At 57.3% G+C, this 25,325-nt stretch carries 26 protein-coding genes, 3 tRNA genes and 1 pseudogene; 11 read left to right on the forward strand and 19 right to left on the reverse strand.

The features are described from left to right. Positions 1 to 54: 54 nt before the first annotated feature. From ACA055_RS20005 to ACA055_RS20040, 8 genes are all read right to left on the reverse strand, one after another. The gene (locus tag ACA055_RS20005; RefSeq protein ID WP_002552737.1) at positions 55 to 327 is read right to left on the reverse strand and encodes an HU family DNA-binding protein; all 273 of its coding nucleotides are present in this window, start codon (positions 325 to 327) and stop codon (positions 55 to 57) included. Between the two features lie 150 nt (positions 328 to 477). Continuing rightward, positions 478 to 2,874 (reverse strand): endopeptidase La, encoded by a 2,397-nt coding sequence (lon, locus tag ACA055_RS20010; protein WP_045060166.1) that lies wholly within the window; start codon positions 2,872 to 2,874, stop codon positions 478 to 480. A gap of 161 nt (positions 2,875 to 3,035) precedes the next feature. Then, positions 3,036 to 4,319: an ATP-dependent Clp protease ATP-binding subunit ClpX gene (clpX, locus tag ACA055_RS20015; protein ID WP_054596541.1), complete on the reverse strand. Its 1,284-nt coding sequence runs from the start codon at positions 4,317 to 4,319 to the stop codon at positions 3,036 to 3,038. Between the two features lie 107 nt (positions 4,320 to 4,426). Beyond that, a complete protein-coding gene (gene clpP, locus ACA055_RS20020) occupies positions 4,427 to 5,068 on the reverse strand; it encodes an ATP-dependent Clp endopeptidase proteolytic subunit ClpP (protein ID WP_105344076.1) in 642 nt (213 codons plus the stop codon). Between the two features lie 93 nt (positions 5,069 to 5,161). After that, positions 5,162 to 6,472, reverse strand: coding sequence for a trigger factor (gene tig, locus ACA055_RS20025; RefSeq protein WP_497680221.1), 1,311 nt, complete (start codon positions 6,470 to 6,472; stop codon positions 5,162 to 5,164). Positions 6,473 to 6,894: 422 nt separating this feature from the next. Beyond that, positions 6,895 to 6,979: transfer RNA gene (locus ACA055_RS20030), tRNA-Leu, on the reverse strand. Between the two features lie 56 nt (positions 6,980 to 7,035). Then, positions 7,036 to 7,111, reverse strand: a tRNA-His gene (locus ACA055_RS20035). 40 nt (positions 7,112 to 7,151) lie between these two features. Further along, a tRNA-Arg gene (locus ACA055_RS20040) sits at positions 7,152 to 7,228 on the reverse strand. 279 nt (positions 7,229 to 7,507) lie between these two features. Between ACA055_RS20040 and folD the strand changes: the two genes are divergently transcribed. Together folD and pbpG are read left to right on the forward strand one after the other, a co-directional pair. Further along, the gene (gene folD / locus ACA055_RS20045) at positions 7,508 to 8,362 is read left to right on the forward strand and encodes a bifunctional methylenetetrahydrofolate dehydrogenase/methenyltetrahydrofolate cyclohydrolase FolD (protein WP_497680222.1); all 855 of its coding nucleotides are present in this window, start codon (positions 7,508 to 7,510) and stop codon (positions 8,360 to 8,362) included. A 238-nt stretch (positions 8,363 to 8,600) separates the two neighbouring features. Further along, positions 8,601 to 9,539, forward strand: coding sequence for a D-alanyl-D-alanine endopeptidase (gene pbpG, locus ACA055_RS20050; RefSeq protein WP_497680223.1), 939 nt, complete (start codon positions 8,601 to 8,603; stop codon positions 9,537 to 9,539). A 54-nt stretch (positions 9,540 to 9,593) separates the two neighbouring features. On the opposite strand, the gene ACA055_RS20055 is transcribed toward pbpG, so the two are convergent. From ACA055_RS20055 to ACA055_RS20065, 3 genes are all read right to left on the reverse strand, one after another. Further along, positions 9,594 to 9,809 (reverse strand): hypothetical protein, encoded by a 216-nt coding sequence (locus ACA055_RS20055; RefSeq protein ID WP_497680224.1) that lies wholly within the window; start codon positions 9,807 to 9,809, stop codon positions 9,594 to 9,596. 17 nt (positions 9,810 to 9,826) lie between these two features. Then, the gene (locus ACA055_RS20060; protein ID WP_497680225.1) at positions 9,827 to 10,033 is read right to left on the reverse strand and encodes a DUF6021 family protein; all 207 of its coding nucleotides are present in this window, start codon (positions 10,031 to 10,033) and stop codon (positions 9,827 to 9,829) included. 92 nt (positions 10,034 to 10,125) lie between these two features. After that, the gene (locus ACA055_RS20065) at positions 10,126 to 10,854 is read right to left on the reverse strand and encodes a C39 family peptidase (protein WP_497680226.1); all 729 of its coding nucleotides are present in this window, start codon (positions 10,852 to 10,854) and stop codon (positions 10,126 to 10,128) included. Between the two features lie 166 nt (positions 10,855 to 11,020). On the opposite strand from ACA055_RS20065, the gene ACA055_RS20070 reads away from it, so the two are divergent. Next, positions 11,021 to 11,191: a hypothetical protein gene (locus tag ACA055_RS20070; protein ID WP_497680227.1), complete on the forward strand. Its 171-nt coding sequence runs from the start codon at positions 11,021 to 11,023 to the stop codon at positions 11,189 to 11,191. Between the two features lie 82 nt (positions 11,192 to 11,273). On the opposite strand, the gene ACA055_RS20075 is transcribed toward ACA055_RS20070, so the two are convergent. Both ACA055_RS20075 and ACA055_RS20080 read right to left on the reverse strand, forming a co-directional pair. After that, entirely contained in the window at positions 11,274 to 12,023 is a 750-nt protein-coding gene (locus tag ACA055_RS20075) for a TerC family protein (protein ID WP_497680228.1), read from the reverse strand. A gap of 29 nt (positions 12,024 to 12,052) precedes the next feature. Then, the gene (locus ACA055_RS20080) at positions 12,053 to 12,295 is read right to left on the reverse strand and encodes a hypothetical protein (RefSeq protein WP_497680229.1); all 243 of its coding nucleotides are present in this window, start codon (positions 12,293 to 12,295) and stop codon (positions 12,053 to 12,055) included. 135 nt (positions 12,296 to 12,430) lie between these two features. On the opposite strand from ACA055_RS20080, the gene nhaR reads away from it, so the two are divergent. Beyond that, on the forward strand, positions 12,431 to 13,330 hold the full coding sequence (gene nhaR / locus ACA055_RS20085; protein ID WP_497680230.1) for a transcriptional activator NhaR: 900 nt from the start codon (positions 12,431 to 12,433) through the stop codon (positions 13,328 to 13,330). A gap of 4 nt (positions 13,331 to 13,334) precedes the next feature. On the opposite strand, the gene ACA055_RS20090 is transcribed toward nhaR, so the two are convergent. Then, entirely contained in the window at positions 13,335 to 14,489 is a 1,155-nt protein-coding gene (locus ACA055_RS20090; protein ID WP_497680231.1) for an MFS transporter, read from the reverse strand. Positions 14,490 to 14,769: 280 nt separating this feature from the next. On the opposite strand from ACA055_RS20090, the gene sstT reads away from it, so the two are divergent. Next, positions 14,770 to 16,002 carry a serine/threonine transporter SstT gene (gene sstT / locus ACA055_RS20095; protein ID WP_497680232.1) on the forward strand — a complete coding sequence of 411 codons (1,233 nt, stop codon included), beginning with the start codon at positions 14,770 to 14,772 and terminating at the stop codon, positions 16,000 to 16,002. A gap of 97 nt (positions 16,003 to 16,099) precedes the next feature. On the opposite strand, the gene ACA055_RS20100 is transcribed toward sstT, so the two are convergent. Then, positions 16,100 to 16,609 (reverse strand): DUF1993 domain-containing protein, encoded by a 510-nt coding sequence (locus ACA055_RS20100; protein WP_497680233.1) that lies wholly within the window; start codon positions 16,607 to 16,609, stop codon positions 16,100 to 16,102. Positions 16,610 to 17,081: 472 nt separating this feature from the next. Further along, positions 17,082 to 17,772: pseudogene (locus ACA055_RS20105) on the reverse strand (molybdopterin-dependent oxidoreductase); the annotation flags it as partial. A 321-nt stretch (positions 17,773 to 18,093) separates the two neighbouring features. Between ACA055_RS20105 and moaA the strand changes: the two are divergent. The 3 genes from moaA (at position 18,094) to ACA055_RS20120 (ending at position 21,173) form a co-directional block, all read left to right on the forward strand. Continuing rightward, positions 18,094 to 19,092, forward strand: coding sequence for a GTP 3',8-cyclase MoaA (gene moaA / locus ACA055_RS20110; protein ID WP_497680234.1), 999 nt, complete (start codon positions 18,094 to 18,096; stop codon positions 19,090 to 19,092). Positions 19,093 to 19,096: 4 nt separating this feature from the next. After that, positions 19,097 to 19,996 carry a bestrophin family protein gene (locus ACA055_RS20115; RefSeq protein WP_497680235.1) on the forward strand — a complete coding sequence of 300 codons (900 nt, stop codon included), beginning with the start codon at positions 19,097 to 19,099 and terminating at the stop codon, positions 19,994 to 19,996. A gap of 529 nt (positions 19,997 to 20,525) precedes the next feature. Further along, the gene (locus tag ACA055_RS20120; RefSeq protein WP_438662099.1) at positions 20,526 to 21,173 is read left to right on the forward strand and encodes a YceH family protein; all 648 of its coding nucleotides are present in this window, start codon (positions 20,526 to 20,528) and stop codon (positions 21,171 to 21,173) included. A gap of 129 nt (positions 21,174 to 21,302) precedes the next feature. Here ACA055_RS20120 and ACA055_RS20125 read toward each other — a convergent pair whose 3' ends face one another. Both ACA055_RS20125 and ACA055_RS20130 read right to left on the reverse strand, forming a co-directional pair. Next, positions 21,303 to 21,821 (reverse strand): cupin domain-containing protein, encoded by a 519-nt coding sequence (locus ACA055_RS20125; RefSeq protein WP_497680236.1) that lies wholly within the window; start codon positions 21,819 to 21,821, stop codon positions 21,303 to 21,305. Positions 21,822 to 22,069: 248 nt separating this feature from the next. Further along, on the reverse strand, positions 22,070 to 22,888 hold the full coding sequence (locus ACA055_RS20130; protein ID WP_497680237.1) for a shikimate 5-dehydrogenase: 819 nt from the start codon (positions 22,886 to 22,888) through the stop codon (positions 22,070 to 22,072). Positions 22,889 to 23,132: 244 nt separating this feature from the next. Between ACA055_RS20130 and ACA055_RS20135 the strand changes: the two genes are divergently transcribed. The 3 genes from ACA055_RS20135 to ACA055_RS20145 all read left to right on the forward strand — a co-directional run bounded on the left by ACA055_RS20135 (position 23,133) and on the right by ACA055_RS20145 (position 24,206). Beyond that, complete coding sequence (locus ACA055_RS20135) at positions 23,133 to 23,495, forward strand: hypothetical protein (protein WP_497680238.1); 363 nt, start codon at positions 23,133 to 23,135, stop codon at positions 23,493 to 23,495. 233 nt (positions 23,496 to 23,728) lie between these two features. Beyond that, positions 23,729 to 23,923 (forward strand): hypothetical protein, encoded by a 195-nt coding sequence (locus ACA055_RS20140; protein ID WP_003179723.1) that lies wholly within the window; start codon positions 23,729 to 23,731, stop codon positions 23,921 to 23,923. A 100-nt stretch (positions 23,924 to 24,023) separates the two neighbouring features. After that, positions 24,024 to 24,206 carry a hypothetical protein gene (locus tag ACA055_RS20145; protein WP_497680239.1) on the forward strand — a complete coding sequence of 61 codons (183 nt, stop codon included), beginning with the start codon at positions 24,024 to 24,026 and terminating at the stop codon, positions 24,204 to 24,206. On the opposite strand, the gene ACA055_RS20150 is transcribed toward ACA055_RS20145, so the two are convergent. Further along, positions 24,203 to 25,264, reverse strand: a complete 1,062-nt coding sequence (locus ACA055_RS20150; protein ID WP_497680240.1) for an AI-2E family transporter — start codon at positions 25,262 to 25,264, stop codon at positions 24,203 to 24,205. The two genes, ACA055_RS20145 and ACA055_RS20150, sit on opposite strands and share 4 nt — an antisense overlap. Positions 25,265 to 25,325 lie beyond the last annotated feature (61 nt).

Consider the following 25,325-nt stretch of genomic DNA (forward strand, 5'->3'; position numbering starts at 1 on the left):
CGCTGCCAGGTCAGGCATGACCCCGACCCGGATAGGCAAAAACCTGAATCGAACTTAGTTGACAGCTTCTTTCAGTGCTTTACCGGCTTTGAAACCTGGCTTCTTAGCGGCTGCGATTTCCAGCGTCTTACCGGTCTGTGGGTTACGACCAATGCGAGCTGGACGATCAGTGACGGAGAAGGTACCGAAACCAACCAGAACAACAGAATCGCCGGCCTTGAGAGCGCCAGTGACGGATTCGATTACAGCGTCCAGCGCACGGCCAGCAGCAGCTTTCGGGATATCAGCGGATGCAGCGATAGCATCAATCAGTTCCGACTTGTTCACTCTAAGTCCCCTTATATCTATTTGAGTATGATTCTAAGTTTTTTGGTGAAGCAAAAACGAGTGCTGAATGGCCTACAGACACTACTTAAGAGCCGCTTTATAACAAGGGCTCTAAAAAGCTGTCAAGGAAGCCCCCCAGGCAAATGCGTACTAATGCGTGCTAATTCTTTCCTTAGAGTCAGACTCGCGTTTTTCATCCTTTGCAACTATCTCGGGAGCCACATCCGGTAAGGGCTCCGGCGCGTATTGCAGCGCAATTTGCAGGACCTCGTCAATCCATTTAACCGGTTTAATCTGTAGATCTTGCTTAATATTGTCAGGAATTTCCTTCAGATCGCGTACGTTCTCTTCAGGAATGATCACAGTCTTGATTCCGCCACGGTGAGCAGCGAGCAGTTTTTCCTTCAAACCACCGATCGCCAATACCTGACCGCGCAACGTGATTTCGCCCGTCATGGCGACGTCCGCGCGCACAGGAATCCCGGTCAATGCCGATACCAAAGCCGTGCACATGCCTACACCGGCGCTAGGGCCGTCCTTCGGAGTCGCCCCCTCCGGCATATGGATGTGAGTGTCACGCTTCTCGTGGAAGTCCAGGGGAATCCCCAGGCTCTTCGCGCGGCTGCGCACGACGGTCAGGGCTGCTGTGATCGATTCGACCATCACGTCACCCAGGGAACCCGTCTTGATCAGCTGGCCTTTGCCCGGTACGACAGCGGCTTCAATGGTCAGCAGTTCGCCGCCCACTTGAGTCCACGCCAGCCCGGTTACCTGACCGATCTGATCCTGCGATTCAGCCAGGCCGTAGCGGAATTTGCGCACGCCCAGGAAGTGCTCCAGCATGTCGGCAGTGACCTTCACCGAGAAGCGTTTTTCCATCGCATGCTCTTTGACCGCCTTGCGGCAAACCTTGGCAATCTGGCGCTCCAGCCCCCGTACACCGGCTTCGCGAGTGTAATAGCGAATGATGTCGCGGATCGCTTCAGCGTCGAATTCCAGCTCGCCTTTCTTCAAGCCGTTGGCAGTAATCTGCTTGGGCGAAAGGTATTTGACGGCGATGTTGATCTTCTCGTCTTCGGTGTAACCCGGCAGACGAATCACTTCCATCCGGTCCAGCAGCGCCGGCGGGATGTTCATGGAGTTGGAGGTGCAAAGGAACATCACATCGGACAGGTCGTAGTCGACTTCCAGATAGTGATCGTTGAAGTTGTGGTTCTGCTCGGGATCGAGCACTTCCAGCAACGCCGACGCCGGATCGCCACGCATGTCGCTGCCCATTTTGTCGATTTCATCGAGCAGGAACAGCGGGTTACGGACACCCACCTTTGTCATCTTTTGAATCAATCTTCCTGGCATCGAACCGATGTAAGTACGGCGATGACCACGAATTTCCGCTTCATCGCGCACACCACCGAGGGCCATGCGGACGAACTTGCGGTTGGTAGCGTGTGCAATCGACTCCGCCAGAGAGGTTTTACCCACCCCAGGAGGACCGACCAGGCACAACACCGGACCACGAATTTTCTTCACACGTTTTTGCACGGCGAGGTATTCGAGGATCCGCTCTTTGACTTCTTCCAGGCCGTAATGGTCGGCGTCGAGAATGTCTTCTGCGCGCGCAAGATCCAGACGCACTTTGCTCTGAGCCTTCCACGGCACTTGAACCAGCCAGTCGATATACGAACGCACCACGGTCGCTTCCGCGGACATTGGCGACATTTGCTTGAGCTTGTTCAATTCGCCCTGGGCCTTGGCCAAGGCATCTTTCGGCAGACCGGCGGCATCGATGCGCTTTTTCAGCTCTTCGATTTCGTTGTGGCCTTCGTCGCTGTCGCCGAGTTCTTTCTGAATGGCTTTCATCTGCTCATTCAAGTAGTACTCGCGCTGACTGCGCTCCATTTGTTTTTTAACGCGACCACGAATGCGTTTTTCGACTTGCAGCAGATCGATCTCGGCATCCAGCAACGCCAGAACGTGCTCGACCCGAGCGGACAAATCAATGATTTCGAGAATTTCCTGCTTCTGCTCGATCTTCAGGGCCATGTGCGCGGCCATGGTGTCGACCAGGCGGCCTGGCTCGTCGATGCTGTTGAGCGACGACAGGACTTCAGCAGGGACTTTCTTGCCCAACTGCACATATTGTTCGAACTGAGCCAGCAGGCTGCGGACAAACACTTCCGACTCGCGCTCAGGCGCGTCGACTTCGTCAATCAGTGAGACTTCGGCACGGCAGTGGCCGTCCACTTCGCTGAAGCGCTCAACGGCGCCCCGCTGCTCACCTTCGACCAAAACCTTGACCGTGCCATCAGGCAGCTTGAGCAGCTGCAGGACGGTCGCAATGGTACCTACGCGATAGAGTGCATCTTCACCGGGATCGTCGTCAGCAGGGTTTCTCTGAGCCAGCAGAAGGATCTGCTTGTCGCCCGTCATCGCGGCCTCGAGGGCTTCGATGGATTTCTCGCGCCCCACGAACAGCGGGATAACCATGTGCGGATAAACCACAACATCACGCAATGGCAGGAGAGGCAATTCGATGGTCGTCTTCATGATTTCGCCTCTACGGCGGCCATAAGGCCGTAAACAGATGGAAGTAAGCTTGAAACCAAGATGGGGGCTGCCTTCAAAAAAAACAAGCGCAAAGACAGTGTTAAAACGCGCTAATAGCAAAGGGGCCCGAAGGCCCCTTCTTTATTCCAGCAGCGTGACGCTTAGGCGTCTGGCGCAGCCTTGGCAGCCGGCTCACTGTTTTCGTAGATATACAGTGGCTTGGACTTGCCTTCTATAACGCTTTCATCGATCACTACTTTACTCACCTCGGACTGCGAGGGGATTTCATACATAGTGTCGAGCAATACACCTTCGAGAATCGAGCGCAGTCCACGGGCACCGGTTTTGCGTTCCAGGGCACGTTTGGCGACCGATTTAAGAGCGTCGGCCCGGAATTCCAGGTCCACACCTTCCATCTCGAACAGCTTGGCGTACTGTTTGGTCAGAGCATTTTTTGGCTCGGTGAGAATCTGCATCAACGCAGCTTCATCAAGCTCGTCCAGCGTGGCAAGCACCGGCAGACGACCGACGAACTCCGGGATCAGACCGAACTTGACCAGATCGTCAGGCTCGACTTCACGCAGGGACTCACCGACTTTCTTGCCTTCTTCCTTGCTGCGCACTTCTGCGTTGAAACCGATGCCGCCACGGGTGGAACGGTTTTGAATAACCTTTTCCAGACCGGAGAACGCACCACCGCAGATGAACAGGATGTTACGGGTGTCGACCTGAAGGAATTCCTGCTGCGGATGCTTGCGACCACCTTGAGGCGGAACGGAAGCGACCGTACCTTCGATCAACTTGAGCAGGGCCTGCTGCACGCCTTCACCGGAAACGTCCCTGGTAATCGACGGGTTGTCAGACTTGCGCGAGATCTTGTCGATCTCATCGATGTAGACAATGCCCATCTGGGCTTTTTCTACGTCGTAATCGCACTTCTGCAGCAGCTTCTGAATGATGTTCTCGACATCTTCACCCACGTAACCCGCCTCGGTGAGGGTGGTTGCGTCGGCAATGGTGAACGGAACGTTCAGCAGGCGAGCCAGTGTTTCGGCAAGCAAGGTTTTACCCGAGCCTGTCGGGCCGATCAGCAAGATGTTGCTCTTGCCGAGTTCGACGTCGTCATTCTTTTTGTCACGCTGGTTCAGGCGCTTGTAGTGGTTGTACACCGCTACGGCCAGAACCTTTTTCGCACGTTCCTGACCAATCACGTACTGATCAAGGATGCCGCTGATTTCTTTAGGCGAAGGCAATTTATGCGCGCTGCTTTCGGCCTGGGCTTCCTGCACCTCCTCACGGATGATGTCATTGCACAGGTCGACGCACTCGTCGCAGATAAAGACCGAGGGGCCGGCAATCAATTTGCGCACTTCATGCTGGCTTTTGCCACAGAAGGAGCAATAGAGCAGTTTGCCGTTGTCCTCGCCGTTGCGGGTGTCAGTCATTCGATCGATCCAAATCCGATAGGCTTGCAACACAAGATGAAGGCTATTGCGGGCTTTTTCAAGTCCGCAGGCGGTCGGTTTAACCCAACCACCTACATTTGGGCTGCTTAGGCGGGCATTTTACGCTTGTCGATCACGGAGTCGATCAGGCCGTATTCAGCCGCACGCTCAGCGCTCATGAAATTGTCACGTTCGGTGTCACGCTCGATGGTTTCGAGGCTTTGACCGGTGTGATGAGCCAACAGCTGGTTCAGACGCGAACGGATGTGGAGGATTTCCTTGGCATGGATGTCGATATCCGACGCCTGACCCTGGAAGCCGCCCAACGGCTGGTGAATCATCATGCGCGAGTTCGGCAGGCAGAAACGCTTGCCGGCTGCACCACCAGCGAGCAGGAAGGCACCCATGCTGCATGCCTGACCGATACAGGTAGTGGACACGTCTGGCTTGATGAACTGCATGGTGTCGTAGATCGACATGCCTGCAGTCACCGAACCGCCTGGTGAGTTGATGTAAAGATGGATGTCCTTGTCCGGGTTTTCCGCTTCAAGGAACAGCAGTTGCGCCGCCACCAGGTTGGCCATGTAGTCTTCTACCGGACCCACCAGGAAGATCACTCGCTCCTTCAACAGGCGCGAGTAGATGTCATAGGCACGTTCGCCACGGGCGGACTGCTCGATAACCATCGGGACCAGGCCGCCTGCGGCCTGGATGTCAGAGCTCTGCTGATAATAAGAATTGCGGGACATGTCTCGCAGTCACTCCCAAATAGTTATGTCTTGAATACGCATAAGCCAGCACGAAGGCTGGCTTATGGTGTGTACTTCTTACCGCAAAAACAATCAGTCGGCTTGTGGAGCTTCTACCGGCTTGACCGCTTCTTCGTAAGAGACCGATTTGTCGGTCACGCTAGCTTTCTGCAGAACAGTATCCACAACTTGTTCTTCCAGCACAACCGAACGAACTTCGTTCAGTTGCTGGTCGTTCTTGTAGTACCAGGACACAACCTGCTCAGGCTCTTGATAAGCCGAAGCCATTTCCTGAATCATTTCGCGAACGCGAGCTTCGTCAGGCTTGAGGTCGAATTGCTTGACCACTTCCGCCACGATCAGGCCCAGCACAACGCGACGCTTGGCTTGTTCTTCGAACAGCTCGGCTGGCAGTTGGTCAGGCTTGATGTTGCCGCCGAACTGCTGAACAGCCTGCACGCGCAGACGGTCAACTTCGTTGGACAGCAGAGCCTTAGGCACTTCGATCGGGTTGGTGGCCAGCAGACCGTCCATTACCTGATTCTTGACCTTGGATTTGATCGCCTGACGCAGTTCGCGCTCCATGTTCTTGCGAACTTCGGCGCGGAAGCCTTCCAGGCCAGTTTCCTTGATGCCGAATTGAGCGAAGAACTCTTCGTTCAGCTCTGGCAATTTTGGCTCGGAAACTGTGTTCACGGTAACAGTGAACTCAGCAGTTTTGCCTGCCAGATCAAGGTTCTGATAGTCCTCTGGGAAGGTCAGGTTCAGAACACGCTCTTCGCCTGCTTTAGCACCTACCAGACCTTCTTCGAAGCCAGGGATCATGCGGCCGGAACCCAGAACCAGCTGAGTACCTTTGGCAGAACCGCCAGCGAACACTTCACCGTCGACCTTGCCAACGAAATCGATGTTCAGTTGGTCTTCGTTCTGGGCAGCGCGATCGGCCACTTCGAAACGGGTGTTCTGCTTGCGCAGCACGTCCAGCATTTTGTCCAGATCGGCATCAGCCACGTCAGCGCTCAGGCGCTCTACGGTGATACCTTCGAAGCCAGCAACGGTGAACTCAGGGAACACTTCGAATACTGCGACGTATTCCAGATCTTTGCCGGCTTCCATCGATTTCGGCTCGATCGAAGGAGCGCCAGCCGGATTCAGCTTTTGCTCAACTACAGCCTCGTAGAAAGAGGACTGGATCACGTCACCAACGGCTTCCTGACGCGCATCAGCACCGAAACGGCGCTTGATTTCGCTCATTGGCACTTTGCCTGGACGGAAGCCAGCGATCTTGGCCTTTTGGGCAGTCTGCTGCAGACGCTTGTTGACCTGAGTCTCGATGCGCTCAGCCGGCACGGTGATGCTCATGCGGCGCTCAAGAGCAGAAGTATTTTCAACAGAAACTTGCATGGATATTCCTCGTTGCACAGACGTTAGCCGGCCGTTTCCGACCCCAGAATCAAGGGCATGCATTCTAGTGGGTCAAACTCAAGAAGTCACCCTACTGAAAACGGGTAAAAAAGCAGCAGGCAGTTTATAGGCGGGGACAAACGGTTGTGCCTCGCCCTGTTAGCAAATACAACCAATCCTGCCAGGGCTCTGCACCAATCCTTCTATATATAGAAGGAACCGGCAATCCGCCCCTGACAGCCGACCCCACAAGGGGACCGACGGGCGAATCGGCATCATCGCGAAACATAAATCCGACGACTCGACCCACCCTTTCGACCCAGGACCTGCGGCCGCTTTGAAAATTTCAGACTTCTAAAACAAAAACGGCGCAGCCCCTTTCAGGTACTGCGCCGTTTTCTGCTATTAAATAGCTACTTGTATGGTGCGGACGGAGAGACTCGAACTCTCACACCTTGCGGCGCTGGAACCTAAATCCAGTGTGTCTACCAATTCCACCACATCCGCGTATCAAGCTTTTAAAGCAAAGGCGCCAGATTATTAATCTGGCGCCTTTCTAAATATGGGGTGGACGAAGGGGATCGAACCCTCGACAACGGGAGTCACAATCCCGTGCTCTACCAACTGAGCTACGCCCACCATATTGCCATGTTGCGTTACTTGTGCCAAAGCTGCCTAATGGCGCACCCGGCAGGACTCGAACCTGCGACCATCCGCTTAGAAGGCGGATGCTCTATCCAGCTGAGCTACGGGCGCCTTGTTAATCTGTATTCTTGGACGATTACAAACTAAGTGCTTTCAGTCTCACCGAATTAAACATCAACTCTGCTCGACCTTCTTAACCAGTGCTAGGCTGTGCCCGACAAGTGCGACGAATGTTATAGGTGAGCCTGAAGGTCGTCAACTCTTTTTTAAAAAAAATTCATTTAATTAAAGGGGTTAGGGGAATTTGCAGACCAAGCGCCTTTGCCCTCACCTCATGACATGCGAGAATGCGTTCTCTTTTTTTCCCCTCTCGATGGTTAATCACGCGCAATGACTGCACAACTAATCGACGGCAAATCGATCGCCGCCAGCCTGCGCCAGCAGATCGCCAAACGCGTCACCGAGCGTCGCCAGCAAGGCCTGCGCACGCCCGGCCTCGCGGTGATCCTGGTCGGCAGCGATCCTGCCTCTCAGGTTTATGTCTCGCACAAGCGTAAAGACTGTGAAGAGGTCGGCTTCATTTCCCAAGCCTACGACCTGCCTTCCGAAACCACTCAAGAAGCGCTGACCGATCTGATCGATCGCCTGAACGACGATCCGGCTATAGACGGCGTTCTGCTTCAGCTTCCTCTACCTGAACACCTGGACGCCTCCAAATTGCTGGAGCGCATTCGTCCGGACAAAGACGTCGACGGCTTCCACCCTTATAACGTCGGTCGTCTCGCCCAACGCATTCCGCTGCTGCGCCCATGCACCCCTAAAGGCATCATGACGCTGCTGGAAAGCACCGGTGCCGATCTTTACGGGATGGACGCCGTGGTTGTCGGGGCTTCCAACATCGTTGGCCGCCCGATGGCGATGGAATTGCTGCTGGCCGGTTGCACCGTAACCGTCACCCACCGTTTCACCAAGGATCTGGCAGGCCACGTCGGTCGTGCCGACCTGGTGGTGGTCGCCGCCGGCAAGCCTGGTCTGGTCAGGGGTGAGTGGATCAAGGAAGGCGCGATCGTGATTGACGTCGGCATCAACCGCCAGGACGACGGCAAGCTGGTCGGTGACGTGATCTACGAAACCGCCCTGCCCCGCGCCGGCTGGATCACGCCGGTCCCGGGTGGCGTTGGCCCGATGACCCGTGCCTGCCTGCTGGAAAACACGCTGTACGCAGCGGAAACACTGCACAGCTGAGTTCGCGTTTGCACTGCAGCGACGAACAAAAAAACCCCGCCAATGGCGGGGTTCTTTTTGCCCGGATAAAAAATACGACCACTCGCCGGAAACCTATTGTTTGTAGGGGTTTTCGAGGACTTTCACCTGTTCATGGAACAACCATCGACAGTTCTTCAGCCATACTCCTAAAATGCGTCGTTTTCAAAGAAACAGCCCGTTACAGAACGGCTTATCCACACTTTATGAGTCTGCCAGCGTGAAAATCCGTCTTTCCATCCTGAGCCTATTTTTTGCACTTACAGGGACTGTTATCACGCCATTAGTCACCGCCGCCGAAACCACCTCGGCGCCGCGAGATACAAAACAATTGAAGATCGCTTCCGGCAGCGCATTGCTGATGGATATGCAGACCAACAAAGTCATCTATGCCAGCAACCCTGACGTGGTTGTGCCGATCGCTTCCGTCAGCAAACTCATGACAGGCTTGATCGTGGTTGAAGCCAGGCAAAACATGGACGAATACCTGTCAATCAACATCAGCGACACCCCGGAAATGAAAGGCGTGTTTTCCCGGGTCAAGCTCAAGAGCGAATTGCCACGTCGGGAAATGCTGCTGATTGCCCTGATGTCTTCGGAAAACCGCGCCGCCGCGAGCCTGGCCCACCACTATCCGGGCGGCTATGTCGCATTCATTGCCGCCATGAACGCCAAGGCCAAGGCACTGGGCATGACCAGTACCCATTTCGTCGAACCGACCGGCCTTTCCCCGCGTAACGTGTCCACCGCTCGCGACCTGAGCAAACTGCTGATCGCCGCGCACAAGTACCCGCTGCTGACTGAACTGAGTACGACCAAGGAAAAAACCGTCACGTTCCGCAAACCCAACTACAGCCTGGGTTTTCGTAACACCGACCATCTGGTCAGAAAACCGAACTGGGACATCAAGCTGACAAAAACCGGTTTCACCAACGAAGCCGGTCACTGCCTGGTGCTGGTGACCAGCATGGGTAATCGCCAGGTTGCGCTGGTGATCCTTGATGCTTTCGGCAAATACACCCACTTCGCCGATGCCAGCCGTATTCGCAGCTGGGTGGAAACCGGCAGGAGCGCGGATGTGCCGTCCGTAGCCTTGCAGTACAAATCCGATAAAAACCTCAAACATCGTCAGACCGGTGTTGTGGAAGCATCGAAGTAAACAAGCTGCAGAAAAAAAGAAGCCCCGATTATTCGGGGCTTTTTTCGTCCAACACTAATCGTTTGGCAGTGGCATTTGATCGTCATCCGGAACGCCGTCTCCAGCACTCGGTTCTTTGCGGCCCTGGGGATGCTCGGTTGTCACTACCGCCGGCCTGGCCAACGGATCCCTTAACGGATCGTTCGGGTCCATCACGGGGTCGATGTCCTTTTCAGGGGTGGTTGGAACGCTGTCCGGACGTTTGTCGTTGAAACTCGAATCGGTAGACATACGCACCTCACTCAGGCTCAGGGTTTCAGATCGGCAAGTGGATCGTAAGGCTTCGCCGGCGCCTTGCTGTTGTCGCCCGGCTTCACATCCCTCGGCGCCTTGGCAGGTCCGACGGGATCGACCTGAGGATCGGCGAGGTCCGGAGAATCGGGATCGAATCCCAGGTCATCACCGGACGAATGCTCAGACGAGTGCGGGCCGGTGGGGGTATTGGAATGTGCCATGGGCGCCTCCTGATCATCGGCCCGGAAAAATCCGGGCGCTATAGATGAGAGGCTGGCAACGTGTGGAGGTGCCCGGCAGATGACGAACGGACTTACTGTCCGCCCAGCGCTTTCTTCGCCCTGGCGGCGGCCTGCTCCTGACCGGCCTGGCCAAGATCGTTCGCGGCCTTGAGCCAGCGCTGTTGATCGACCTGGGCCGGAATCTGGGTCGGCCGCTGGATCAACACCGCCCAGCCACCGGCATCCTTGAAGGCCGATTCGAAGGAGCTGAAGCTCATCAACGCCCGGCGATTCATCCCGGCGCGCAGCAGCACGGTCTGTTTCTGACGGTTGTAGCCGGCAAGAATGGCGTAACGGGGTTCGGCCCAGAACGCCGAACCTTCAGTGAAGCGCACCATCACCGGATAGCCGGCCGCGACTTGGGTCAACAGTGCCGGCAAGTTGCCGTCGAGGGGATACACGACCATGCCGTACTCGCGAGCGAGGTTCTGCATGTTCTGCTGCAATTGGGCCTCGGCGCCCGGTAAACGCAGAGGCTTGTCGAGCAGCCCCGGCGTGATCACGATGCCTTGCTGGGACAGCATGCTGGCCAATACTTGCGGTCCGCTTTGATTGGCCACGCCCCGGTAGAACCTGCCGCTGAGTTCAACGCGCTCCGGCAGTCGCTTGATCTCAGGGGCAACGCTGCCGGCACAGCCAGCCAGTCCGGCAACGCAACCGACCACCAGCGCCACCGATAGAATTCGAGACAATACCCGCACCATCATCACTCTCTTATTCAGACGCCAGGCGTTCGCGCTCCCGGCTTGGCCGTTGATCATAGGACGCCACGCGGCAGCGGTATAGCCTTAACCGGCAGTTGATTGCATTCGATAGAGCGAACTGGTTGGTACCAGCCGACCTTTGGTCAATAGCCTGAAACATGGCAGCGACTAGACTGTCATTTGCAAGTGCGTGTGCCCGCAGCAGGGCAAAGAGGAGGCACCGATGAGCCTGACAATGACAATCGTGATGTTGATTTCCGGCTGGCTGGCCGTGGCCGCCGCCATGTTGTGGGGAGTGCTGCGGATTACCCGTCGGCACCATCACCATCCGGCCCCGCCGCCATCGGTTGCTAAAACCGATAAATCAGCTCCACGCCACGCTTCCGCCCACTGACTGGCGTTTTTTTTCAGCCGCCCAAACAAAAACGGCCGCCTGGACTCTTTCGAATCCAGGCGGCCGTTTCGTTTATCGCCGGTTACGCTTCAGTCGCTACCTTCTTCTGCCTTGCCCGGCGCGACATCATGTTCAACCCCTCGATCGCCGCCGAGAATGCCATGGCCGCGTAGACGTAGCCTTTCGGTACGTGGGCGCCGAAGCCTTCGGCGATCAGCGTCATGCCGATCATGATCAGGAAGCCCAGCGCCAGCATCACCACGGTCGGGTTGTCATTGATGAACTTGGCCAGAGGATCAGCGGCCAGCAACATCACCAGTACCGACACCACTACCGCGATGATCATGATCGGCAAATGCTCGGTCATGCCGACGGCGGTAATGATGCTGTCGATGGAGAACACCATGTCCAGCATCAGGATCTGACCGATCGCAGCGGCGAAGCCCAATGTCACGGTAGAAGTCGCCGACTTCGGATCATCCGGTGCAGGGTCCATGCTGTGGTGGATTTCGCTGGTCGCCTTCCACAACAGGAACAGGCCGCCGGCAATCAGGATCATGTCTTTCCAGGAGAACGCATGGCCGAAGAGGTCGATCACCGGCTCGGTCAACTGGACGATGAACGCGATGGTGCTCAGCAACCCCAGGCGCAGGATCAACGCCATGCCGATACCGATGCGCCGCGCTTTCTGTCGATGTTGCTCCGGCAGTTTGTTGGTCAGGATCGAGATGAAGATCAGGTTATCGATGCCGAGCACGATTTCCATGACGATCAAGGTGGCCAGGGCGACCCAGGCGGTGGGGCTGGCGGCAAGTTGTAAAAGGTATTCCATGGGTCAGTCCTGGCTCGCTGTAAGACGGTTTAGATTTCCTGGGACGAAGAGTCGGTTTTGTCCGACTCTTTGCCCGATTGTTCTTTCTTGCTGATCAACCCGCCAGTGGCGTCACTGATTGCTTGCTCCGCCGCTTTGTGGGTGTCGTCGATGGCCTGTTTGGCGGTTTCGGCGGCCTTGCCCATCAGTTGCTGAGCGCTCTTTTCGGCTTGATCGCAGCCGGCCAGTACCAATAAAGAGGCGATCAGCAGCGCCGTGGTTTTGAGCTTCATGATGATTTCCTCGATAGAACAGACAGGACCAAATAGGCGATCCGTCGATAGCGGGGCATTCTAAGGAGGCGAACACTTCAGGAAAATTCGTATTTTTCCCGGCTATACTTCGATTTTTACGAACTGTAGGTAGCTATGCTCAATTATAGACAGCTGCATTACTTCTGGGTGGTGGCCAAGACTGGCAGCATCGTGCGTGCGTGCGAGCAGTTGAACCTGACCCCACAGACCATCAGCGGGCAGATTTCCCTGCTCGAACAAACCTACGGCATCGAGTTGTTTCGCCGGGTCGGTCGGCAGCTCGAACTCACCGAAGCCGGCCGCCAGACCCTCCCCTACGCCGAACAAATGTTTCAACTAGGCGGCGAACTGGAGTTGATGCTGCGCGCGCAGCCCAATGAGCAGCAGATTCTGTTTCGCGTGGGCGTGGCCGACGTGGTGCCCAAATCCATCGTCTATCGCCTGATTGCGCCGACCATGGAATTGAGTGAACCGCTACGCATCACCTGTCGCGAAGACAAACTGGAACGCTTGCTCGCCGACCTGGCCATCCAGCGCCTGGACCTGGTGATCTCTGACAGCCCGATGCCGTCGCACCTGGACATCAAGGGCTACAGCCAGAAACTCGGGGAATGCGGGATCAGCTTCTTCGCCACCGCTGAACTCGCGGCGCGCTACGGTCAGGATTTCCCCCGCAGCCTGCACGGTGCGCCGCTGCTGATTCCGGGGCCGGAAACTGTGGTGCGCAGTCGCTTGCAGCGCTGGTTCGCCGAGCAGCAGATCCAGCCGCGCATCGTCGGCGAATTCGACGACAGCGCGTTGATGCAGGCTTTTGGCCAATCGGGCAGCGGGATTTTCATCGGCCCGAGCGTGATTGCCGACGAAGTGAAACGCCAATATGGCGTGGAGTTGATTGGCCAAACCGACGCGGTGAGCGAATCGTTCTACGCCATTTCGGTGGAGCGCAAGGTCAAGCACCCCGGTATTGTCGCCATTACCGAAGGTGCCCGACGCGAGCTGTTTACCGAACTGTGAGCCGTCAGGCGCACACTTCGCGGGGTTTGAAGGTCATCAGCGCCATGGCCAACAGGATCGACACAAGGATGAAACCGGCCGCAGCGAAACCCAAGCCGCCCAGGCCAACCGAGTCGATGACCCGGCCGCCGACCATCGCGCCCAGGCCGATCCCGAGGTTGGCCCCGGCGATGTTCAGCGACGCTGCGAACGCCGGCGCTTCGGGTGCGGCTTTCATCAGGCGCACGTGGCTGACCAGGAACAACGCGGCCTGAGTCACGCCCCAGATGCCCATCGCCGCCGCCAGACCGAGGGGCGAATGGATGTTCGGCACCAAGGCCACCATCCCGGCGATCATGAACGCGCAGAACGTCACCGAAGCGATCAGCGGATGGCGGTCCACCGCGCGGCCGCCCAGCGAGTTGCCAATCAGCCCGACCGCGCCGAAGCCCATCAGGCACCAACCGACCACCGTTCCATTGAAACCGGCCAGGCGCTCAAGGATGTCCGCCAGGTAGGTGTAGGCGGTGAACATGCCGCTGAAGACCAGAATCGACAGCAGCACATGGCCGAGCATCAGCGGGCTGCGCAGGATCTTGAACTGCGAACGGAAGCTCACCTGATGCTGATGCAGATTGGTTTTCGGCAGGTAGATAAACAGCAGCAGCGCCTTGGCAAACGCGATTACCGCCAGGATGCCGAAAGCACTGCGCCAGCCGAACGCATCGGAAATCAGCGTGCCCACGGGAATGCCGAACACCGTGGCGCAGACAATCCCGAAACCGATCTTGGCAATGGCCCGCCCGGCGTAGTCCGGCCCGACGATGTCCACCGCCGTCTCACTGGCCAGGGCCCAGAACACCGGCAGCCCCAACGCCGGAATCAATCGGGCCGCGGCCATCACCCAGATGTTCGGCGCGAACGCCGCGAGGGTATTGGCCAGGCCGAACATGATCAGCACCGAGATGAACAGTTTGCGCCGTTCAAACCTGGCGAAGTACGCCGTCAGGAACGGCCCGAACGCCGCGACGGTAAACGCGAACAAGGTCACCAGCAAACCCGCCTGGGGGATGGTGATTGCAAGGTCTCGGGCAATCGCCGGCAACAGGCCGACGATAACGAATTCCGTGGTCAGCACCGTGAAACCGGCGGCGGACAACAGAAGGATGGGCAACAGCATGCAGAACTCCAGAAAACGACGACACCAGCGATAGCCCGAAGGCCCACTGGCAGAACATGAAAATGAGGATGCGTAATCTTAACAGAGTGTTTCCGAACGTGGTTGCACGTTCCTGCCTGTCGCGTTGAAAACCTGGGTGGCAGATCGTCACAGGTCTGAAAGATGAAGACGACCCTGTGATAAAGTCCGCGCCCCGCGATACGTACACCTTACTCATCGGCCAGTCATTGGCATTGATGTCGTGATACCCCGCACCTAAAAAAATCAGAGATGCCGTTTTATGACCGCTTCATCCCCTTTGCTATTGCAACGCCTGAAAAGCACCAGCTTGGTCACGCAAATCATCATCGGCCTGATTGCCGGGATTGCCCTGGCGCTGGTCGCGCCGGAAGTGGCTAAGCCCACCGCGTTCATTGGCAAAGTCTTCGTAGCAGCACTGAAAGCCGTCGCGCCGATTCTGGTGTTCGTGCTGGTCATGGCCTCGATCGCCAACCACAAGCATGGCCAGGAAACCCACATCCGGCCGATTTTGTTTCTGTATTTGCTGGGCACTTTCGCTGCCGCGGTGGTCGCGGTCGTTGCCAGCATGATGTTCCCGTCGAACCTGGTGCTGTCCACCCCCGACGTTGCAGTGACCGCGCCGGGGGGCATCAGCGAAGTGCTTCAAGGCCTGCTGCTCAGCGTGGTCGACAACCCGGTCAGTGCGCTGATGAATGCCAACTTCATTGGCATTCTGGCCTGGGCCATCGGCATGGGCGTTGCGATTCGGCATGCCGGTGACACCACGCGCGAGGTGCTCGGCGACCTGTCCAATGGCGTGACCTTGATCGTTCAGCTGGTGATCCGTTTCGCGCCGCTGGGGATCTTCGGCCTGGTGGCTTCGACGCTGGCCACATCCGGTTTTGGTGCCTTGATCGGTTACGTGCATCTGCTGGCCGTTTTGCTCGGCTGCATGCTGTTCGTGGCGCTGGTGATGAACCCGGTGATCGTGTTCTGGAAATTGCGTCGCAACCCGTATCCGCTGGTGATCATGTGCCTGCGGGAAAGCGGCATCACCGCTTTCTTTACCCGTAGCTCGGCGGCAAATATTCCGGTCAATCTGGAACTGAGCAAACGCCTGGGCCTGCACGAAGACACTTACTCGGTCTCGATCCCGCTCGGCGCCACCATCAACATGGCTGGCGCGGCAATCACCATTACCGTGTTGACCCTGGCGGCCGTGCATACGCTGGGCATCGCCGTGGACATTCCGACCGCCATCTTGCTCAGCATCGTCGCGGCGATTTGCGCCTGTGGCGCTTCGGGTGTGGCGGGCGGTTCATTGTTGCTGATCCCACTGGCGTGCAGCCTGTTCGGCATTCCGAGTGAAATCGCCATGCAGGTGGTGGCGGTTGGTTTCATCATCGGTGTGTTGCAGGATTCGGCGGAGACCGCGCTGAATTCCTCCACCGACGTGCTGTTCACCGCCGCGGCGTGCCTGGGTGAAGATCAGAAAGCCCAGCGTTTGGCCTAAACCCAAATCCCTGGGGGAGCGGTGTAGACAACAAATGCTTACCTATGAAAAAGCCCCCGCAACTCAGGCTGCGGGGGCTTTTTTGTACCCGGGCGGTTTAGAACGCGCCCATGTAATCGCGCTTGCCCACTTCCACACCGTTGTGACGCAGCAGCGCGTAGGTGGTGGTGACGTGGAAGAAGAATTGCGGCAGACCGTAGCTCAGCAGGTAAGCCTGGCCGGTGAAGCGCTTCTCTTTCGGCGTGCCCGGACGCGTCACGATCTCGATGCCTTCCTTGCCGTCGATCTGTTCCGGTTTGATTTCGCCGATGTAGGCCAGCACTTTGGCGATCAACGCTTGCAGCTCGGCGAAGGTGGTTTCGGTGTCGTCGTATTTCGGTACTTCGATTTCGGCTAGACGCGAAGAAACGCCTTTGGCGAAATCAACGGCGATCTGCACCTGACGCACCAGCGGGAACATGTCCGGGTACAGACGGGCTTGCAGGAAAGCGTTCGGGTCGATGTTCTTGGCGGTGGCGTGGGCTTCAGCCTTGTTCAGGACGTCGCTCAGGGCGTTGAGCATTTGTTGGAAAACCGGAACGGAAGCGGCGTACAGGGAAATGGTCATGGCAGTCTCATGTTGTGACAGGAGGGAAACGTCGGCCGATTATAGCCATGCGCGCCCCTCCTGCGGCCGGTCTTTTATCCAGCCATCAGCCAACAAAGGTCGAAAGGTTTGCGTTGAACCGGAACGGCAGTTACTGCCGCCCCGATATGAACTACGCGACGGACGACAGGATCACGTTACTGGCGCCTGCCTGTTCAAGCCGAATGGCCACGAACTTGGAGGTTGGCGTGAATGTTCGGTCGCCAAAACTTTCCAGCGGCACCAGCGGGTTGGTTTCCGGGTAGTACGCGGCAGCCTGGCCTGGCGGAATGTCGTAGGCGATCAGGGTGAAACCGCTGACCCGACGCTCGCGATCATCGTCCCAGAGCGCGACCAGATCGACTCTCTGCCCCGGCTCGAAGCCCAGTTTGCGAATGTCCTGCTCGTTCACGAAGATCACATCGCGCATGCCGTAGACCCCGCGATAGCGGTCATCCAGACCTGATCCACGTTCAGCGATGAAGGCATGGTCGAACACCGGTTCGCCGCCGCTGGCCTGTGCTTCGCGCTCCCACTGCAGAAGGCATTTGACCATGCCGCGCATGACCGCCATGTCGCCGCCCAACGCCGGGCGGAAGTAGGCGGTGTTGGTCGGTTCAGAGCCGTTGGTCAGCATCTCCAGCGGGTGCTGTGGATGCTGGAAAGCGCTCCAGTCCCCGCTCCTTGAGCGGGTTGATGCAGATGACCTGCGCCCCACGCTTGACCGCTTCGCGCAACGGCTCAAGCATCCGCGGGTGATTAGTGCCGGGGTTCTGCCCGATAACAAAAATCGCGTCGGCATGCTCCAGATCATCAAACACCACGGTGCCTTTGCCCACGCCCAGGCTTTCGGATAGGGTTGACACGGTGTATTTGTTTAAGAACGCCGGGTTCACCAGGCGGCCGGTCGCTTCCCAGTTAACCGCCTTGGCTCCGTTCTCGCAGAACTTGACCATGCCGCTTTCCGGCGACTCGCCCCACGCGCAGCCCGGGCAATCGAACCCACCGTTCTGGTTGGTCTTGAGCATGGCGCGGATATTTTTCAGGGCATTTTCACTGCCCAGCCAGCTCTTGGTCACACTGATCAGCGCTCCCCAACCGGCGGCAGCGCCCTTGTAGGGTTTGTAACGGTCGACTTGAGACATGGTTCTTCTCCGTGACGGCTTCGACCTGATCCAAGTCTTTGTTCAAATGACGGAGCGAGAATATGAACGGGGTGTAAATATTGTCTAATCGCTATTAATGACCACATTATCGAAGGGATCTATCACCGATTTTCTTATCTACAAATCAAATAGATACAGATATAAGAAAGCAATTTTCTTCGCAAGAAAAATCCATCATAGAGCCCGTCGATCACTTGGTCATCATTAGTGATTGGACGGCCTGCCAAGTTGCTTTTAGCCTGCACTCAACAAGTCCGTTAACAACGGAATATTCAGCTGATGGTTGCAGGCGAGGATTTCATGTCAGAGCGAGTCTTGATCGATGGGTTCTCCCGGCGCGTGGACTATCTGCGGATGTCTGTCACTGACCGCTGCGATTTCCGTTGCGTGTATTGCATGGCCGAAGACATGCAGTTTTTGCCGCGTCAAAGGGTGCTGACGCTGGAAGAGATTTATCAACTGGCTGAAAGCTTCGTGGCGCTGGGTACTCGCAAGATCCGCTTGACCGGCGGCGAACCGCTGATTCGGCCGGGTGTCGTGCAACTGTGCGAGAAGATCGCCGCCCTGCCCGGCCTGCGCGAATTGTGCATGACCACCAATGGCTCGCAGTTGGCAAAGCTCGCCGATCCCCTGTTCGAGGCCGGGGTCAAACGCCTCAACATCAGCCTTGATTGCCTGGACCCGCAACGTTTTCGCGAACTGACCCGCACCGGTGATTTGGCGCAAGTCATCAAAGGCATCGACGCGGCTAACAAAGCGGGATTTCGCAACACCAAGCTCAACTGCGTGGTGATGAAGGGCCGCAACGATCATGAGATCAACGATCTGGTGAGCTTCGCCATCGACCGCCAACTCGACATTTCTTTCATCGAAGAAATGCCGCTGGGCACCATCCATGAACACAGCCGCGCAGAGTCGTTTTACTCCAGCGCCCAGGTGCGGGAACGAATCGCCGAACGCTACACCTTGATCGACTCCGCCGAGTCGACCCAGGGCCCTTCGCGTTACTGGCGTCTGGCCGAGGCGCCGCAGATTCGCCTGGGCTTCATCTCCCCCCACAGCCACAACTTTTGCGGCACCTGCAATCGGGTTCGGCTGACTGTTGAAGGTCGTCTGCTGCTGTGCCTGGGCAATGAGCATTCCGTCGATCTCAAGGCGGTCCTGCGCAGCCATCCCGGCCACCCCGAGCGCTTGGAGAAAGTCATCATCGAGGCGATGAAACTCAAACCCTATCGGCATAACTTTGAAGTCAACGACGATGTTCAGGTCGTGCGCTTCATGAACATGACGGGCGGCTGAAGACATGATCGTCAGACCCAAACCCAATCTGATCGGCGTCCTGACTTCGCTCAAGGGCTCGATTGCCAAGCGAATTGCCTGGCGCAGCCTGATGGTGACGTTGCTCGCGTCGGCCATCGTGCTCGTCGAAACATTGCACCCCAGTTATTTCTCGAAGGTCAGTGCAACGCCCTTCACCTTGCTAGGGTTGTCGTTATCGATCTTCATGAGCTTTCGTAACAACGCCTGCTACGACCGCTGGTATGAAGCGCGCAAAGCCTGGGGCGACGTGATGGTCGAGATACGCTCGATGATTCGCGAAACCCATATCGTCCAGAACACGAACGAGCGACACACCCTGCTCAGTAATCTCTGCGGCTTCGCCCATGCACTCAATGCAAAACTGCGCGGGGAGAGTGAGCTGGCGGCCAGTGGCGACTGGCTCAACCCGATACCCGAGACGAACGCTGTCGACATCAGCGGACAGATTTTGCTGCAGGTCGGTCAGCAGTGTTCGGCACTCAGTGAGTCAGGGGTGATCAGTGAGTGGCGCTATACGATCATGGCCAATCATCTGGCGCGCCTGACCCAGGCGCAGGCGGTTTGTGAGCGCATCAAACACACGCCGTTGCCGTTTCCGTACACCTTGTTGCTGCACCGAACGATCTATCTCTTTTGCATTTTGCTGCCCTTCGCGATGGCCGAACCCCTGGGCTGGCTGACCCCGATTTTCACGGCCATTGTCAGCTACACGTTTTTCGGTCTGGATGCGATTGGCGATGAATTGGAGGACCCGTTTGGTCGCGATGAAAACGACCTGCCCACCGATGCCATCGTGCGCACCATCGAGCGGGACGTTCTGGCCGCGTTGGGTGTGACGCAACTGCCGCCAAAACTGGAACCGGTGGACTATGTGTTGAGCTGACGGACACCGACCACCTGTGGGAGCGGGCTTGCTCGCGAAAGCGGACTGACAGTCGACATCGATGCTGAATGGGCCGGCCCCTTCGCGGGCAAGCCCGCTCCCACATGGGATGTTTGTTGAGCTCGGTATGTGTCTTCGGCACCTGCGTCAATACTTACCTTCTCATTCCTCCGCCATCCGGTGCCGTCATGGACATTAAACAACTCAAGTTCCTTGTCATGCGCAAGACAGAACCGCGCTCGGCAATCGCCGAGAAGTGTTTTGCTGAAGCCCAGCAGCTATTCAATCCCTAGAACTGATATTTATTGTTCCGAACTAACAGCCCCTCACACCAGGCGGGCACGATGTTCGACAATACCCATCACTGAATCGAAACAAGCGATTTGAAGCAATGTTTGAATATCCGTAGGTTCTCGCTATTACAACTGGATACGCGAGAAGTCTGACCAGGTATCGCTGCTCTTCAGCTAAAGTACAGGCCAACCAGTCATCGCCCATGAACCTAACTGTTTGTAAGGGTCCAGAACCTATGAGCACCGAGCAAGAGACGACCTTTGACGAGCCGCGACTCAACAGCACGGAAATCCGCATCCTGGGGTCGTTGATCGAAAAACAGGCCACCAGCCCGGAAACCTATCCACTGACCCTCAACGCCCTGGTGATTGCCTGCAACCAGAAAACCAGTCGCGAGCCGGTGATGAACCTCACCCAGGGCCAGGTCGGCCAGAGCTTGCGCGCCCTCGAAGGCCGCGGCTTCACCAAACTGGTGATGGGCAGCCGCGCGGATCGCTGGGAGCATAAGGTCGACAAGGCATTGGAACTGGTGCCAGCGCAGGTCATTCTCGCCGGGTTGCTGTTCCTGCGTGGTCCGCAAACGGTCAATGAACTGCTGACCCGCAGTGGCCGCATGCATGATTTCGAAGATGCCGAACAGGTCGTGCATCAACTGGAACGCTTGATCGCTCGCGGTCTGGCGCTGCTGATACCGCGCCAGGCCGGCCAGCGCGAAGACCGCTACATGCACGCCCTGGGCGATCCGGCGGATATCGAAGTGATCCTCGCGGCACGCCAGAATCCGGCAGAACGTGGCGCGGGTAGCGGCGTGTCGGTCGAGCGGATCGAAGAGCTAGAGGCGCGAATTGCAGCGCTGGAAGAGCGGCTGGCACGGCTCGAATAAACGGTTACCACAATCTAAATGTGGGAGCGGGCTTGCTCGCGAAAGCGGTGTGTCAATTGACATCATCGTTGACTGACACACGCCTTCGCGAGCAAGCCCGCTCCCACATTGGATTGATGGTGTCTGTTGCTATTCGCCGTCCCAGTAATCCACACCATCAGCCTGCCGGGCAACGGCGACGAAGCCCGACGCATTGCCCTCGGCGTCGACCTTGAAGTCATCCATCACCACATATTTGCCGGAATCCGGGTACTCGCAAATATCGGGCGATTGCTGGGTGCTGATCGCCAGATAGCGCAGCTCACCGCTGCTGGTGTTGATGATCTGATGCGCCATTTCAGGACCGCCCGCCGGACAAGCCACCACATCCCCCGCACGAATCGGAAAACGTTCGGCACCCAGGCGAACTTCCCCTTCCCCGGCCACGATGTAGAACATCTCCTCGTTGACCCGATGGCTATGAAACGGGCTGCCACGCATGCCTGGCTCCAGCGCGTACAAGCGATAACCGAGCTTTTGCGCCCCCAGTTGCTGGCCGATGCGCGCCATGCGTTGTTGATAACGGCCAGCCGTTTCACCGGTGGGCGCAAATTCTTCGGGCAGCGGCAGGAGTTCGGCCTGGTCCACGTTGAGAATGGCGGGATGCATGAAAAACCTCGGTCACGGTTTGTATGGGGGGCAAGTCTTTGCTTGCAGGCGACCAGTATAGGCGGGGATATCGCGGGCAAGATCCCTGTGGGGCAGTTGTCCTGGCTTGGCTTGGCTTGGCTTGGGACTGGGTCGCCACTTTCGCAAGCGAGCCCGCTCCCACACTGAATCTCCAGTGTTCACAGAGTCAATGTGGGAGCGGGCTTGCTCGCGAAGGGGCCGGTACAACCAACAAACAAGTGGTGGGATCAGCTCCGGGCAAACGCCACCGCTTTCTGAAACTGCTCATCGCTCGGTCGTACCCCGGTGTACAACACGAACTGCTCCAGCGCCTGGATCGCAATCACTTCCAGCCCGGTAATCACCCGCTTGCCTTCAGCCCGACCGCGCACGATCAGCGGTGTTTCCGAGGGGATCGCCACCACATCGAAGACAGTCTCGGCGGATGCAATCACTTGCGCATCGAACGCCAATTGATCGGCCTCCGGCCCGCCAGTCATGCCGATCGGTGTGACGTTGATCAGCATCTGTGGCCGCTGCGAGCCCAGCTCCGCTTGCCATTGATAGCCCAGGGATTCGGCCAGCGCGCGTCCGGCGCGTTCGTTACGGGCGACGATCAGGCCGTTTTGGTAGCCCCCATCGCGCAACGCGCTGGCCACCGCCTTGGCCATGCCGCCGCTGCCGCGCAGGGCAAAGGTCGACTCCTTGGGCACCTGGTGGGTTTCCAGAAGCTGCGCAATGGCGATGTAGTCGGTGTTGTAAGCCTTGAGGTGGCCGTTGGTGTTGACGATGGTGTTGATCGATTGAATGGCCGCCGCAGACGCATCCAGCTCGTCGACCAGCGCAATGCACGCTTCCTTGAACGGCATCGATACGCCACAGCCACGAATGCCCAGGGCCCGGATGCCGCCGACGGCGCCTGGCAGGTCCTGACTGCTGAAGGCCTTGTAGTAGAAATTCAGGCCGAGTTGTTCGTACAGATGATTGTGAAATCGCAGGCCAAAGTTCCCGGGGCGCCCCGAGAGGGACATGCACAGCTGGGTGTCTTTGTTGGGGTTCATCTGCATGTGAATCTCCTTCAATAGCACTTTCAGATGGACGGGATTAGCCGGCCATCGTGTTCTGATCGATCATATTGACGTGCCTTGGCGGGGCCTCGCACGACCGTAAGGAAGCCGGTACAGACCTTACACAAAATTTACCCAACGGCTGTGCTGAATTTCAAAAAAACGCTGTCTTAGAAGTATCCCCGCGACAATCCTTGGGTCTATTGCAGACGCAAGCGCCGGGTCGAAGAACCGAGGAATTATCATGATCCGTAAAATCCCCACAGTGGCCTTGCTGATCGGTGCCTTTGCTATCGCAGGGCAGGCAGAAGCTGGCGGCGGTCACGGTTGGCAAGGGCCGGCGGTGTTTGGTGCGATCGTCGGCTCGGCCATCGTCGGCTCGGCAATTATCAACAGCAACCGGCCCGTCTATGTGCAGCAACCGGTTTACGCTCAGCCTCAACCGGTGTACGTGCAACCCCCACCGGTTTATTACCAGCCGGCACCGGTCTACGTGCAACAACCGGTCTACTACGGCCCGCCACCGGTTTATTACGGTCCGCCCCGTGGTTACTACGGTCCACCGCGCGGTTACTACGGCCCGCCCCATGGTTATGGTCGTTGGTAACGGCTCATCAGGCCCCGCCTCGTCAGCGGGGCTTTTTTATGACCGTTTGTCGGCGCAGGTCTGAATAAATCTCGTCAAGGTCGCTGTCGGGACAGTATTAACGGTTCAAGTTGGCAAGATTGACTCGCCGCCCTTCCCCCGCTTTGGTGAAAACGGTCATATTTATGCCATATCAGGTCCGCAAGCTTGGATCTGTCCGAAAACAACAGGTTGATAACAACAAGGACGACCTCATGCCCACGCAAAACCCGCATCGCATTGTCGGCTTGTGCACTTCCAGCAAGGTGTACAACGCACTGACCGAACTCAAGCACCTGGAAGGCCATCGCAGCGCCAAGTTTCTTTCGCTGCTGGCAGAAAACCTGGTGCGCAAAGGCCTGCTCAATGAGCAGGAAGTGGTTCATATGCTTGATCTGGTGGTCGACTAGACCCAAGACTCATTGGCATCAATGACCACTATCGAAAGCGTTGATTGTCGCTTGAACCGGCAGGTCCGTAAGGTAGCTCCATAGATTGATGGAGGTACTTATGTCCCAGGTTCAGATCATGTCCGTTATCGGCAGCGCCGTTCCCGCACCGCTTAGAGAGCTAGGATTGCTCGCCTGTTGGTATCTGGTGCAGGACGGCGAAGCGATCAGCGGTCCGCTCACCTCGTTGCCGGCCGCCCAAGCCCTGTCGCAACGAATCGGCCAGGGCCAGCTCAGCGCCTAAGGCAGCTGAACCCGCGGCTTGGTTTCGATGAAGATAGCCCAACTCGAAATGAACAGCGCAGCGATCAATGGCCCGATCACAAAGCCATTGAGGCCGAAGATCGCCAGGCCGCCGAGGGTGGAGATGAGGATCAGGTAGTCCGGCATCTTCGTGTCCTTGCCCACCAGAATCGGGCGCAGCACGTTGTCCACCAGGCCGATCACGAACACCCCGAACAGCGCCAGCACCACGCCCTGCCAGATCGCCCCGGAGAAAAAGAAAAACGCCGCCACCGGCGCCCAGACGATACCCGCCCCCACCGCTGGCAACAGCGACAGAAAGGCCATCAGCACCGCCCAGAGCAACGCGCTCGGGATGTCCAGGAACCAGAAAATCATACCGCCCAATGCGCCCTGCGTGATCGCCACCAGCAGGTTGCCTTTCACCGTCGCCCGCACAACGCGATTGAACTTGAGCTGCAAACGGCGTTTCTGGTGCTCCTGCAGCGGCACGGCCGCGCGAACTTTGCGCGCCAGCTCGGCGCCGTCCCGCAGAAAGAAGAACAGCAGGTAGAGCATGATGAAAAAACTCACCAGAAATTGAAAAGTGCCCTGACCGAAACTGAAGACCTGCGTGGCGATAAACTCGTTGCCCGTCACCGCACTCTTGATGATTTTCTCTCGCAGCCCGTCTAACTCGCCTACCCCGAACCGATCAAGCAACTGCTGGAGGTACAGCGGCAGGCTGTGTTTGAAATGCGTCACATACCCGGCAATGTCCAGTTCACCGCTTTCGATGTTCTTGTAAACCGCAGCCCCTTCTTGAACCAGCAAGATGCTCAGGATGATGACCGGCAGGATCGCGATCACCAGGCAGATGCCCAAGGTAAGCAGCGATATCAGGTTGCGCTCCCAGCCAAGTTTCAACTGTATCTTGCGCTGCAGCGGCGCAAAGAGGATGCCGAGGATCACCGCCCAGAACACCGCGCCATAGAACGGCAGCAGAATCCAGATGAAGGCGGCGGTCACCAGGCCCAGCAAAATCACCAGTGATTTGTTTTGCAGTGTCTGTTCGTTCATGTCCGATCCATGTCAGTGCGCGCATGCTCTTGTACTGAAGAGCCGTCCTGATGCTTAGTCC

Source organism: Pseudomonas sp. LBUM1657 (genome assembly GCF_059716075.1).

Coding starts and splice junctions, on each gene's coding strand:
- tig (WP_497680221.1), bottom strand. CDS start 6,472: ATGCAAGTTTCTGTTGAAAATACTTCTGCTCTTGAGCGCCGCATGAGC.
- ACA055_RS20080 (WP_497680229.1), bottom strand. CDS start 12,295: ATGAAGCTCAAAACCACGGCGCTGCTGATCGCCTCTTTATTGGTACTG.
- ACA055_RS20060 (WP_497680225.1), bottom strand. CDS start 10,033: ATGGCACATTCCAATACCCCCACCGGCCCGCACTCGTCTGAGCATTCG.
- nhaR (WP_497680230.1), top strand. CDS start 12,431: ATGCTCAATTATAGACAGCTGCATTACTTCTGGGTGGTGGCCAAGACT.
- folD (WP_497680222.1), top strand. CDS start 7,508: ATGACTGCACAACTAATCGACGGCAAATCGATCGCCGCCAGCCTGCGC.
- ACA055_RS20075 (WP_497680228.1), bottom strand. CDS start 12,023: ATGGAATACCTTTTACAACTTGCCGCCAGCCCCACCGCCTGGGTCGCC.
- ACA055_RS20150 (WP_497680240.1), bottom strand. CDS start 25,264: ATGAACGAACAGACACTGCAAAACAAATCACTGGTGATTTTGCTGGGC.
- ACA055_RS20130 (WP_497680237.1), bottom strand. CDS start 22,888: ATGCAGATGAACCCCAACAAAGACACCCAGCTGTGCATGTCCCTCTCG.
- ACA055_RS20145 (WP_497680239.1), top strand. CDS start 24,024: ATGTCCCAGGTTCAGATCATGTCCGTTATCGGCAGCGCCGTTCCCGCA.
- ACA055_RS20115 (WP_497680235.1), top strand. CDS start 19,097: ATGATCGTCAGACCCAAACCCAATCTGATCGGCGTCCTGACTTCGCTC.
- lon (WP_045060166.1), bottom strand. CDS start 2,874: ATGAAGACGACCATCGAATTGCCTCTCCTGCCATTGCGTGATGTTGTG.
- clpX (WP_054596541.1), bottom strand. CDS start 4,319: ATGACTGACACCCGCAACGGCGAGGACAACGGCAAACTGCTCTATTGC.
- moaA (WP_497680234.1), top strand. CDS start 18,094: ATGTCAGAGCGAGTCTTGATCGATGGGTTCTCCCGGCGCGTGGACTAT.
- ACA055_RS20070 (WP_497680227.1), top strand. CDS start 11,021: ATGAGCCTGACAATGACAATCGTGATGTTGATTTCCGGCTGGCTGGCC.
- ACA055_RS20140 (WP_003179723.1), top strand. CDS start 23,729: ATGCCCACGCAAAACCCGCATCGCATTGTCGGCTTGTGCACTTCCAGC.
- ACA055_RS20125 (WP_497680236.1), bottom strand. CDS start 21,821: ATGCATCCCGCCATTCTCAACGTGGACCAGGCCGAACTCCTGCCGCTG.
- ACA055_RS20065 (WP_497680226.1), bottom strand. CDS start 10,854: ATGATCAACGGCCAAGCCGGGAGCGCGAACGCCTGGCGTCTGAATAAG.
- ACA055_RS20135 (WP_497680238.1), top strand. CDS start 23,133: ATGATCCGTAAAATCCCCACAGTGGCCTTGCTGATCGGTGCCTTTGCT.
- ACA055_RS20090 (WP_497680231.1), bottom strand. CDS start 14,489: ATGCTGTTGCCCATCCTTCTGTTGTCCGCCGCCGGTTTCACGGTGCTG.
- sstT (WP_497680232.1), top strand. CDS start 14,770: ATGACCGCTTCATCCCCTTTGCTATTGCAACGCCTGAAAAGCACCAGC.
- clpP (WP_105344076.1), bottom strand. CDS start 5,068: ATGTCCCGCAATTCTTATTATCAGCAGAGCTCTGACATCCAGGCCGCA.
- ACA055_RS20055 (WP_497680224.1), bottom strand. CDS start 9,809: ATGTCTACCGATTCGAGTTTCAACGACAAACGTCCGGACAGCGTTCCA.
- ACA055_RS20120 (WP_438662099.1), top strand. CDS start 20,526: ATGAGCACCGAGCAAGAGACGACCTTTGACGAGCCGCGACTCAACAGC.
- ACA055_RS20100 (WP_497680233.1), bottom strand. CDS start 16,609: ATGACCATTTCCCTGTACGCCGCTTCCGTTCCGGTTTTCCAACAAATG.